The following is a 10,343-nucleotide window of genomic DNA, read 5'->3' on the forward strand; positions in this document are numbered from 1 at the left end:
TAAGAGACAGACCCTCCCCTTTACAAGGGGAAAGGGGGTAGCAATGTGATGAAAATTACGGAATACCACTTTTAAAACATCCTCTTAGGGAGAGGTGCGGGGAGAGGCTTTGAACTTGTTCTTTGTATGATAAAAAAGTCCAGATTCTAGCCGTTTTGAGTATAAGAATCAAGATTTGAACGCAGATAAACGCAAATAAACGCAGATGAATTAATAGATTGAATAATTCTGTGTTAAATGTTTTCCATGACAAACTACATAGTCGCTAATACAAATTCTCCTTCGTTAACAGAGTTATTTATTGATGTATCATAAACCAAGCCTGTTTTCTCAGCATAAACATGAATAGTTATGGGTAATTCACCAATTTTATTGAATGTCAGAACTTGATATAGCAAATCTCCCTGATTTACTGAAGTACCTAATGCAGCTTTAGATAAAATCATTCCGCCTACGGGACTCCAATATTTTTTGAGTTGACTAAGTGAACGAAAATTGGTTTGATGAGATATAGTTTTTAGTTGGTTTAAATCCTGTATTTCTAAAATACTTTTTTGAGTTAAATAATTTTTAATTCCGCACACTCCTTTAGATACTGAATCTGGATTCATTTGCATTCCCGTTCCTAATTCTAATGTCCATGCTTCTTTATCAAATATCATTTTTTGTCCGGTTAATTTTAATAAAGCATTCTCTAAAGCTAACCAGGGTTTTATGAATGATTCATCAAAAGCATCACCATCATATTCATCAAATAAAATGGCATAATTGAGAAGAAATAAATTAGCACTGTCTTCTCGATTTCGGAAATAATAAAGGTATTCTATTCCTTCTCCAGTGTGACTATGTAAATCAATGACGTAATCTGCATCGAAAGAAAGAGATTGCAGCTTGTAGCGATATTTATCAGTTAGTTGTACACTACTAGGGGCATTGATTTTATCTAAAAGACTATCGAAACTAGATTTAATTTTTTGGGAAAAGTTATATTTAATTGTACCTATATCTAAACCAATTTGAGAACGAGCAAATTCTTCTATGTCATCATGTTGTTTTTCATAATCCCAAAAAATTCTATTCCAATTTTGACTATCATAAATATTGAATCTACCCGTAGAAAAATTATGAGTTCGCTGGTTAACAGCTAAGGGATTACAAACAGGTACAAGCCAAATTTCTCCTATTAACTGAGTATTATTTAATGTCGTTAAGAAATCAATGATTTGGTAAATGACAGCATTACCAACAATTTCCGCACCGTGTAAGTTAGATTGGATATATACTTTTTTACCAGATTTAGCACCAATAAATTTATACACCTGAAGAGAAAGAAACTCACCAGAAGCAAGTTGAAAAAGGGAAATAGTGGAAATAATGGGAATCATCAGTAAAGTTCCTACAAAATCCTAATTATTGAATTAGTTTTGTATCACTATCTTGAGAATAAATGTCTAATTTATTTATTTCAGATAAGAGACTTCCAAGAAATAAATTATCCTAAGAAACGAACCACAGAGGCACAGAGTACACAGAGAGAGAATTTCTGCATCAGTTTTGGGACATTTTTTTATTTGGAAGTCTCTAAGGTTTTAAATTGTTCCTCACTAATACGTCCTGCTGCATATAAAGTTTCTGTGATTTCAGAGATTGTTAAAACTGCGTGTGCTTGATAACCATTTTCTCGCAATCTGTCTTTTACACCTTGTTCATGGTCCATAAATACTACAATATCATTGACATTTAATCCTGCATATTTTAACTTTTCTGCTCCTTCCATTACGCTTTTACCACTGATTAGAATATCGTCAACAACGACAACAACTTCTCCAGGATTAAAATTACCTTCTATTACCTTGCGGGTTCCGTGTGCTTTTACTTCTTTGCGGGGAAAAATCATCGGGGAATTTAGATGTAATGATAATCCAGTAGCAGTAGGTAAAGAACCATAAGGAATACCGGCTATTCTATCATAAGTTAGGTCTTTAAGAATCTCTGCATAAGCAATTACTATCTGATGAAATATTTGGGGATTGGAAATGATTTTACGGAGGTCTATATAATAGGGAAACGTAGCTCCAGAAGCTTGGACAAATTCACCAAACATGATACAACCAATGTCATAAAGTTGTAGAATTAAATCTAAAAGCGGGTGTTTATTTAACAAACAAACATCAGGAAACCAGACGGAACAAGTGGAGTTTTCTTGGGAAATTTCAGTTCTGAGATCATTAATTTCCGCCCTTAAAGATTGCAGTTGTGTAGATAGATTTTCACTTCCTAACATATCTTGAGAAACGGGAAGAAGTAACCCATCACCATTATAATTTAATCCCGCTGATAGCAAATTTTTAAGATTACCACCTTCAGACCAGATGCTGCGGGCTAAAATTACTCTTTCTGGTGCTTCTTTGCGAATTTTTGCTAAAATATTTGGCTGAATAGTTCCTACTTCTAAACCTAGTTGTTCAGGTGTTCCCCAGTTTTTTGCTTCTTTAACTACTTGTAAATAAAAAGGGGATTCCGCTGTAGGATATTGCTGTAAAATTGCCGCACCTGGATTAGAAGTTGTACACAAAATAAAAACGGCTTTATCGGGATAAACTAAAAAGGGTGCTACGTGATCTTGTCCTGCATAAGGACTCAATGTAATCGCATCAATCTGCCATTCTTCAAAAACAGTTTTAGCGAAAATTGTGCTAGTATTAAGATCGCTATGTTTGGCATCTAATATAATCGGAATATGGGCAGGAATAGCTTTTAAAGTTTTTTCTAATAATTCCCATCCTGGAATACCTAAAGCTGCGTAAAATCCCAGAGTTGGTTTATAGGCACATACTAAATCACTGGTTTGGGAAATAGTAAATTCTAACCAATTCCACAGACCATCAATCATACTTTTGGGATGTGATTTCTGGCAATATCGCTCAGGGAGCATTTCTGGATTAGGATCTAGTCCTACAAATAGTAAACTCTGATTTTTGGCGATCGCCCCATTCAATTTATCGTAAAATTTCATAAGTTCTCCTAGCAATATTTTAACTTTAAGGCACTTACTAAAATACTAACTCGCTTTCTCTACTATTATATCATTAATGGTAACACGATTATCCGTATATGCGTTAATCTGAGGTAAATGTGGTCATTCCCTCCCATTCTGCCAAGATTTTAGCACTAATTCCCGGTACTTTATCTACATCTTGTAAAGAAGTAAATTTTTGCTGTTGACGGGCTATAATTATTCTTTCGGCTAACTTTTCACCCACACCAGGAAGAGTTTCTAATTCTGCTTGACTTGCTGTATTGAGATTAATTTTAGTGGTAATTGGATTTACGAAAGATGATGGTTGTTTAATTTGAGGACATTTTTTAACTTCTGCATCTATTTTAGATTTAATATTTGCTGGTAAACCGGGTTTTATTTTACCATAAAGTCGGTTAAATTCCCGTTGGTAATGTGCTGCAACTGTTGGATTTTCAATCACTATTAATGTTTCATCATTGCCATTATTTGCTGCTTCTGACCAATTATGTGAACCTGTAATTACGGTTTGGTTATCAATGACTGCAAATTTATCGTGTAATAAATCTCCCTTGGCTAAAATTGGGACTCCAACGGTAGAAATGGGATTTTTCCAAGGACGGTTATCAACTTCATATTTACAGTTATGACTTAAAGCAAATCCCATCATATCTAACGCTTCACTGTAGGGACGATAAGCAAATTGTGGTGCAATTAAAGCCCGAACTTGGACATTTTGATGATGACGTTCTTCGAGAATATTGGCAAGTTGTTGATCTGAAAATACAAATAATGCTAAATCTACGGTTTTCGTGCTTGCAGATAAGGTTTTGGCAATTAACCCATTACTGGAATTACTCCAAGGTTCAGTAGGAGATGTTGGAGAAAAATGAATTGTAATTTTGCTATTCCCTAATGTAATTGTTTGTGGGTTACGAACAGGTTTTGTAACTCCAAATTTACTATCTGGTTTTCCTCCTACTCCGTCACCCCAGATAATATTAAATTCTTCTGTGAGTAGGGTTGCTAATTCAGAACTATCAATTTTTAATAAATTATTGGTATTCCCTAAACTGCTAGGATCGGTAAAATCTCCAAATGTATCACTGAGGGTAAAATTGGCAGAAGTAATAATCACAAAACGATCATCAACAATCACAAATTTATGGTGCATTAAACTACTACCCTTTGAACCATCAGCAGTATCATCTAGCCAAGGAATTTGGGCATTTTGGATAATAGCTAAACCATCCCGTTGACTAATTTCCTCTGGTGTGATTTGATTATCTTGATTGATATCCACAAATTTCCGAAATTCGTTATATCGTTCCTGTTCTCTTTTTTCTAACTTCGCTATTTCTGTGGAAGTAAAACTACTCCAAGGACGAGAATAATTACTCTCTAAAATTAACCTAATCTTTACGCCAGATTTTTGTTTTTGTGCTAATATTTGGGCAATTCTTGGTAAACGCAATTCTTGGACAGCTATATCCACAGTAGATTTAGCTTGGGAAATAGTGTCAACAATCTGCTTTTCTAAATCATCCCCTAACCGGGTTTGCTGACGATAGGTTTCTTGATATTCTGAAGATTGGGAATTATTGAAGTAAACTTGAATTAAAGAATCTTGGGGTAATGGTGCTAAACGCTGGTTTGATGATTGAACCTGTTGACAACTACCCAAGGTGAATAGCAATAAAAAGATATAAGGAAAATAACGGATTTGTGGGAAAATAAACACAGTAATCTGATCAAAGTAAATTACAGGGATTTTAATGTATTTATATCACACCCTGAATTAATTTCTTCCTTTGCGCCTTTGCGCCTTTGCGTGAAACTCTTACCTAAAAATAGCAATACGTAATTATTATTTATTAATTTTTATGCAAGTATATCTAGATTACAGTGCAACTACTCCCACTCGTCCAGAAGCGATCGCAATTATCCAAACAATCCTAACACAACAGTGGGGTAATCCTTCCAGTTTACATGAATGGGGCAACCGTGCAGCTTTGGTTGTGGAAACAGCGAGAATGCAAGTAGCAGGATTAATTAATGCTGTTCCTGAATCTATTATTTTCACTTCTGGGGGAACGGAAGCAGATAATTTAGCAATTATGGGAGTGGCGCGGTGTTACACTATCCCCCAACACATTATCATTTCTAGTGTAGAACATTCCGCCATTTCTGAACCGGCGAAAATGTTAGAAAATTGGGGTTGGGAAGTTACCCGTTTGGGTGTAAATCATCAAGGAAGAGTTAACCCCGAAGATCTAACCGCAGCTTTGCGAGATAACACCGTGTTGGTATCTGTGATTTATGGACAAAGTGAAATAGGAACAGTCCAACCAATTGTAGAATTGGGAAAAATCACAAAAACACACGGTGCTTTATTTCACACAGATGCAGTGCAGGTTGCTGGACGTTTACCGCTAGATGTGCAGACATTACCTGTAGATTTATTGAGTCTATCCAGTCATAAAATCTATGGCGGTTTGGGTGCAGGGGCGTTATATGTGCGTCCTGGAGTGGAATTAATGCCGCTACTGGGTGGGGGTGGACAGGAGAACGGACTGCGTTCAGGGACGCAAGCAACGCCCGCTATTGCTGGATTTGGAGTAGCTGCGGAGTTAGCAGCACAGGAATTAGAGACGGAAAGCGAGAGATTGATCCTATTGCGCGATCGCCTCTTTGCCATTTTAGCAGATGTTCCGGGTTTAATACCCACAGGTGACAAAATTCATCGTTTACCCCATCATCTCAGCTTTTATTTAGAAGCAGCCGACGGAGAAAAAATCAGCGGTAAAACCTTAGTAAGACAGTTAAATTTAGGTGGAATTGGTATTAGTGCTGGTGCGGCTTGCAATAGTGGCAAATTAAGCCCTAGTCCCATTTTATTAGCAATGGGATATTCTCAAAAAGCGGCTTTGTGTGGAATTAGATTAACTTTAGGAAAACAGACAACAGCAGCGGATATTGATTGGACTGGGATAGTTGTGAAACAGATTTTGCAGAGATTAATCCCCAGTTAATTTTTGGAAATTAGATGTCTTAATTATTTGTATTGATAATATAACGAATAGGTGATAGTAAGTAATTACCAATCACCAATTACCAATTACCAGTTGACAATTAAACACCTAATAATTTGTAGATAATGTTATTGACAAGAGTAAGCGCAAAAGCACCTAAAATTGCACTCCAAATGCCAAAACGTAACCGGAAACCATCTACTAACCAAGCCGCAATACTAAAACAAGCAACAGCAATCATGAAAGTGAAGATACCAGATAATAAGTCAAAGGTGGCTAAATTTGGTATCACAAACAAAAATTTGAGAACTGGCTTCACTAATGCTGTAATAATACCTAAAACTGCGGCAGAAAAAATTGCCTTTTCAGGAGAATCAATTTCCACTCCTAAAGGTAATTTACTAATAATCCACAAACTAACAGCCGTGACTAACCAAACAATTAACAGCGTCGTAATATCCATTACCAGAACCCCTGAAACGTGAATGTTGATATGACGATAAATTACCTGGTTGACTTGGTTTCTTGATCTAAAAATCTTTGTAGCTTAACCAATTATTTATAAATTAGCAGCATTTTTGATGAGAACTGAAATTTATTCTAGATATCTTTAGGTTTACTATAAACCACCAGATCCCCGACTTCTTAGAGAAGTCGGGGATCTGACTTTTGCACGGAATTCTTTGTCTTTTATTTACCACCGTAGAAAAAAGCAATTTCCTTTTCTTTTAAAGGTGCAAAACCAGCTTCAACCAGCTTTTGATCAAGTTCAGCTTGGGGGATATGTTTAGCACCAATCCGAACAATGCGAGAACGCATGGTATTGGATACACCGCTGCGTTGTCTGCCTGATTCTAAACCCATAACTTGTTCATATAGGTCTAATTTAACTATGGGAATAGGAGAACCATCAAAATCAATTCCACTTGATATCGCTCTATCAATAGCATCAGCACCCGTGGTATTTTCAGTAGTCATGGTAACGTATTTTCAGAGATGTTGAAATATTTTACCAGGGAATAGGGAACAGGGACGGTTCAGCTAGAATAAATTTTTCCGCTAGTTCTGCTATATGATTAACTTATCGCTTGATTAATTTACATTTAAAATAATTAAACGGCGTAAAGGAGGTGTAATGATCATGCAGGCTATTTTTTGGACCATAGAAGAAGTTGCTCAAAGGGCTAAACAATTTTACGAAAATGGCATTCGTCAACAAGTGGAATGTGATGATCACATTGGCAAAATGATTGTAATTGATGCGGAAACCGGCGAATACGGAATTGATAAAACTGGCGTAGAAACTGCATTAAAGTTAAAGCAAAAGAAACCAAATGCCAGATTATTTACGATGCGGATTGGTTATGATGTTGCTGTCAGCTTTGGGGGAGCGATTGAGCGTACTGTCAAATGATTTACGGAAGATTGATTGATAGCAAAGCGATTGTGCCAGTAATTTTCCGTTTACCGACACAACGAGATTTTTCTATTAATTTTATTATTGATACTGGATTCAACGACCATCTTACCTTACCACCACAAGCCGTCAGCGCGATGAATCTGCCGTTATATTCCACTACGCTTGCTAGATTAGCCGATGGTAGGGAGACGTTGTTATCTATACATTTAGCAACAATTGTTTGGGACAATCGAGAAAAAGTAGTTCCTATTTTAGTTTCGTTAGAACAAATCCCACCCTTGATTTCATAGATTCAGGATGAGGGTCGATCTGCTTGCAGCAGTGCTTCACTATCGCACTTTAAGCTGTTTTGGCGATCTCTGCTAGTTTGATTAGTCCTTTAGTTGTCAAATCTTCATCAATGGCGTACCAATGAATACCATAACCAGAGGTCGAAATACGATACATTTTGCGCTCCATATCTGTTGCTTGAGCAAGTCGCTTAGATACTTGAATAATTGGGATTTGATAAGTTTTTCCATCTACTGATAGAATCATCAACTCTCCATTAAAGTCAATATTTGATATGTTGTATTGCTTATCCATTTTGCCAATTCCTAAATGTTTGCCATTCATCTACTATTTCATCAAAGTTTTGCAAGATGATCTTCTTGACTTCCCGCGTGTCTCGTGATGACATTTGATATGAATAAGCCTCACGAATTTAATTTGCTATGGATTCTTCAAACTACTGTCAAATGATTTACGGGAGATTTTCATTAACACACTCTACCGGCTCCACAAAAAAGCTATTATTTTTCTACAACTTCAAATAGCCAGATTGATGTTTGGTCTTTTTGTCTGATAAAAGCATTAACTCCAAAGGGAGGATTAAGGAGAGATTTATCATCAGGATCTGTCATTTTATCCCAAGTTGATTTTGCTGGCTGATTGCCATTTTGATTAATAACTCCAACATTAATTTTTTTATTCCCTTGACTATCTAATGAAGTCGAAAACTGTAAATTTCTTTTTTCTTTACCTATTCCACAATCAACTCGATAATTAGAAGCAAAAGAAAAAGTATCACTATTAAATCTTTCAGCGACTAGTCGCAATGAACCGACATCACCGAGAGGCAATTCTAAAGATTTATTATAAACACCTACAGGTTTAAGAGTAACCGTTCACGGGGGGTACAAAAAACGCTCTATATGAGATTCCACGAAAACAGCATGAAAAACGTTATAGATTTGATTTTTTTAGGTCATTTGAAATTCGCAAAATCTCTATATCGGTTTGCAAATCGTTTTCCAGCCAATTTAAGAACCATTCGTTAATATGTCAAGTTGCCTGAAAAACCCAACAGACAAAGCTTTCAGGTTTTTTAATAAATTCTCCCCCCCTGTGAACGGTTACCTCAATGTATTCTTAAACGTAGTTATTCACTCCCCCCCCTCTAAAATTATCGAAACCCTTGATCTCTCGTTAAAGATAGGGGGGAGTGTGAACAGTTACCAATGCACAATGCACTGTGTACAGTATAATTCAGGTAAGTTCAGGTATCTGTAAATTATTGTTATAATTTGTTCATTGTCATCCTACTTAATCTCAGAAGTTAGGAGTCTTGAATTCTTAACTACAATAAACCTTATAAAACACGAGGACATTATGACCTTTACCGCAGATCCTCCCTATACACAAACCAGCCTTCCAGATCATACTCAACTACCAGAATCTAACGGACTATTTGTGAAGAATTTTCAGGAACATCCTCAAAGCATTCTACTAACTCAATCTATTATTCCAGTATTACAAAAACTCCACGCTGATGGACAATATGCTATAGGTCAAGATAGCGGTATTTATTGGCGGATAACTGAACCACCAGAACGAGGTGCAGAAGCTCCCGATTGGTTTTATGTTCCTCATGTGCCACCATTATTAAATGGTAAAGTCCGACGTTCTTATGTGCTTTGGCAAGAATTTATTGCCCCATTAATTGCTTTAGAATTTGTATCAGGAAATGGCACAGAAGAAAGAGATAAAACACCTTGGCAGGGGAAATTCTGGATTTATGAACAAGTGATTAAACCTGCCTTTTATGGCATTTACGAAGTTAGTAAAGCTAGTGTGGAAGTGTATCATCTCATGGAAGGACAATATCATTTATTGCCACCAAATAAACGAGGTCATTATCCGATTACACCTATGGGAGTAGAATTAGGTATTTGGCAAGGAACATATCAAAATATGGAGTTACCTTGGCTGCGGTGGTGGGATTTAGATGGTAATTTATTACTTGATGGTCATGAAACAGCCGAATATGAACGCCAACGGGCTGAAAATGAACGCCAACAGGCTGAATATGAAAAGGAAAAAAGCGATCGCCTCATCGCCCAATTACGCGCTTTAGGAGTAGAACCAGAAGTGTAGAAAAAACCATATCTCCAATTACCAATCACTAGATTTGCGTGTAATCAACCCACCCACAAATGCCCCTAAAATTGTCCCTGTCCACAGTCCCGCAGTGCTGCCTTGCCAACTTGCACCCGGAGTCACTAAAGCACTACACATTTGTTTAAATCCCCAAGCCTGATTTTGACACTTTTGGCTATGCAGCATGACGGTGATTTGTCCACCTATTAAAGCAGTAAAAAAACCGGAAGAAAGTGCCAAAAAGGTACAAATAAGAATGTGTTTTTTGATCATATTAATTAGGGAACAGGGAACAGGGAACAGGGAACAGGGAACAGACAGATATTTATTTATTAAACATCTTATTGGATTTTCACCCATTACCCATTACCCATTACCCATTACCCATTACCCATTACCCATTACCCATTACCCATTACCCATTACCCATTACCCATTACCCATTACCCATTAC

General features: G+C 36.6%; 12 protein-coding genes and 1 pseudogene. 5 read left to right on the plus strand and 8 right to left on the minus strand.

The features are described 5' to 3' along the window. Positions 1 to 254 precede the first annotated feature (254 nt). From IQ228_RS13025 to IQ228_RS13035, 3 genes are all read right to left on the minus strand, one after another. Complete coding sequence (locus IQ228_RS13025; protein WP_193963035.1) at positions 255 to 1,385, minus strand: succinylglutamate desuccinylase/aspartoacylase family protein; 1,131 nt, start codon at positions 1,383 to 1,385, stop codon at positions 255 to 257. A 182-nt stretch (positions 1,386 to 1,567) separates the two neighbouring features. Then, positions 1,568 to 3,016 carry a bifunctional orotidine-5'-phosphate decarboxylase/orotate phosphoribosyltransferase gene (locus IQ228_RS13030; RefSeq protein WP_193963036.1) on the minus strand — a complete coding sequence of 483 codons (1,449 nt, stop codon included), beginning with the start codon at positions 3,014 to 3,016 and terminating at the stop codon, positions 1,568 to 1,570. Between the two features lie 103 nt (positions 3,017 to 3,119). Beyond that, a complete protein-coding gene (locus tag IQ228_RS13035) occupies positions 3,120 to 4,760 on the minus strand; it encodes a DUF655 domain-containing protein (RefSeq protein ID WP_027404061.1) in 1,641 nt (546 codons plus the stop codon). 142 nt (positions 4,761 to 4,902) lie between these two features. On the opposite strand from IQ228_RS13035, the gene IQ228_RS13040 reads away from it, so the two are divergent. Beyond that, positions 4,903 to 6,051: a cysteine desulfurase family protein gene (locus tag IQ228_RS13040; protein ID WP_027404062.1), complete on the plus strand. Its 1,149-nt coding sequence runs from the start codon at positions 4,903 to 4,905 to the stop codon at positions 6,049 to 6,051. Between the two features lie 100 nt (positions 6,052 to 6,151). Here IQ228_RS13040 and IQ228_RS13045 read toward each other — a convergent pair whose 3' ends face one another. Both IQ228_RS13045 and IQ228_RS13050 read right to left on the minus strand, forming a co-directional pair. After that, on the minus strand, positions 6,152 to 6,514 hold the full coding sequence (locus IQ228_RS13045) for a phage holin family protein (protein ID WP_027404063.1): 363 nt from the start codon (positions 6,512 to 6,514) through the stop codon (positions 6,152 to 6,154). A 227-nt stretch (positions 6,515 to 6,741) separates the two neighbouring features. Further along, entirely contained in the window at positions 6,742 to 7,029 is a 288-nt protein-coding gene (locus IQ228_RS13050; protein ID WP_027404064.1) for a DUF4090 family protein, read from the minus strand. A 163-nt stretch (positions 7,030 to 7,192) separates the two neighbouring features. Here IQ228_RS13050 and IQ228_RS13055 point away from each other — a divergent pair, with 163 nt between their 5' ends. Both IQ228_RS13055 and IQ228_RS13060 read left to right on the plus strand, forming a co-directional pair. Beyond that, entirely contained in the window at positions 7,193 to 7,465 is a 273-nt protein-coding gene (locus IQ228_RS13055; RefSeq protein ID WP_027404065.1) for a hypothetical protein, read from the plus strand. Further along, positions 7,462 to 7,761, plus strand: a complete 300-nt coding sequence (locus IQ228_RS13060; RefSeq protein WP_228043859.1) for a clan AA aspartic protease — start codon at positions 7,462 to 7,464, stop codon at positions 7,759 to 7,761. The genes IQ228_RS13055 and IQ228_RS13060 overlap by 4 nt, the downstream gene beginning before the upstream one ends. 49 nt (positions 7,762 to 7,810) lie before the next feature. On the opposite strand, the gene IQ228_RS13065 is transcribed toward IQ228_RS13060, so the two are convergent. Both IQ228_RS13065 and IQ228_RS13070 read right to left on the minus strand, forming a co-directional pair. After that, on the minus strand, positions 7,811 to 8,086 hold the full coding sequence (locus tag IQ228_RS13065) for a DUF2442 domain-containing protein (RefSeq protein WP_201769169.1): 276 nt from the start codon (positions 8,084 to 8,086) through the stop codon (positions 7,811 to 7,813). A 176-nt stretch (positions 8,087 to 8,262) separates the two neighbouring features. Beyond that, the gene (locus tag IQ228_RS13070) at positions 8,263 to 8,592 is read right to left on the minus strand and encodes a hypothetical protein (RefSeq protein WP_193963038.1); all 330 of its coding nucleotides are present in this window, start codon (positions 8,590 to 8,592) and stop codon (positions 8,263 to 8,265) included. A 529-nt stretch (positions 8,593 to 9,121) separates the two neighbouring features. Here IQ228_RS13070 and IQ228_RS13075 point away from each other — a divergent pair. Next, positions 9,122 to 9,886 carry a Uma2 family endonuclease gene (locus IQ228_RS13075; RefSeq protein WP_193963040.1) on the plus strand — a complete coding sequence of 255 codons (765 nt, stop codon included), beginning with the start codon at positions 9,122 to 9,124 and terminating at the stop codon, positions 9,884 to 9,886. A gap of 18 nt (positions 9,887 to 9,904) precedes the next feature. On the opposite strand, the gene IQ228_RS13080 is transcribed toward IQ228_RS13075, so the two are convergent. Next, the gene (locus IQ228_RS13080) at positions 9,905 to 10,162 is read right to left on the minus strand and encodes a hypothetical protein (protein ID WP_027404072.1); all 258 of its coding nucleotides are present in this window, start codon (positions 10,160 to 10,162) and stop codon (positions 9,905 to 9,907) included. Between IQ228_RS13080 and IQ228_RS13085 the strand changes: the two are divergent. After that, positions 10,155 to 10,343: pseudogene (locus tag IQ228_RS13085) on the plus strand (hypothetical protein); the annotation flags it as partial. The gene IQ228_RS13080 and the pseudogene IQ228_RS13085 overlap by 8 nt on opposite strands.

The sequence above is a fragment of the Dolichospermum sp. LEGE 00246 genome, from assembly GCF_015207865.1.
Lineage (GTDB): Bacteria > Cyanobacteriota > Cyanobacteriia > Cyanobacteriales > Nostocaceae > Dolichospermum > Dolichospermum heterosporum.

Excerpts from the sequence above, each read along its gene's own strand:
- IQ228_RS13080 (WP_027404072.1), bottom strand. The coding sequence starts at position 10,162 with ATGATCAAAAAACACATTCTTATTTGTACCTTTTTGGCACTTTCTTCC.
- IQ228_RS13045 (WP_027404063.1), bottom strand. The coding sequence starts at position 6,514 with ATGGATATTACGACGCTGTTAATTGTTTGGTTAGTCACGGCTGTTAGT.
- IQ228_RS13040 (WP_027404062.1), top strand. The coding sequence starts at position 4,903 with ATGCAAGTATATCTAGATTACAGTGCAACTACTCCCACTCGTCCAGAA.
- IQ228_RS13030 (WP_193963036.1), bottom strand. The coding sequence starts at position 3,016 with ATGAAATTTTACGATAAATTGAATGGGGCGATCGCCAAAAATCAGAGT.
- IQ228_RS13060 (WP_228043859.1), top strand. The coding sequence starts at position 7,462 with ATGATTTACGGAAGATTGATTGATAGCAAAGCGATTGTGCCAGTAATT.
- IQ228_RS13065 (WP_201769169.1), bottom strand. The coding sequence starts at position 8,086 with ATGAATGGCAAACATTTAGGAATTGGCAAAATGGATAAGCAATACAAC.
- IQ228_RS13050 (WP_027404064.1), bottom strand. The coding sequence starts at position 7,029 with ATGACTACTGAAAATACCACGGGTGCTGATGCTATTGATAGAGCGATA.
- IQ228_RS13025 (WP_193963035.1), bottom strand. The coding sequence starts at position 1,385 with ATGATTCCCATTATTTCCACTATTTCCCTTTTTCAACTTGCTTCTGGT.
- IQ228_RS13075 (WP_193963040.1), top strand. The coding sequence starts at position 9,122 with ATGACCTTTACCGCAGATCCTCCCTATACACAAACCAGCCTTCCAGAT.
- IQ228_RS13055 (WP_027404065.1), top strand. The coding sequence starts at position 7,193 with ATGCAGGCTATTTTTTGGACCATAGAAGAAGTTGCTCAAAGGGCTAAA.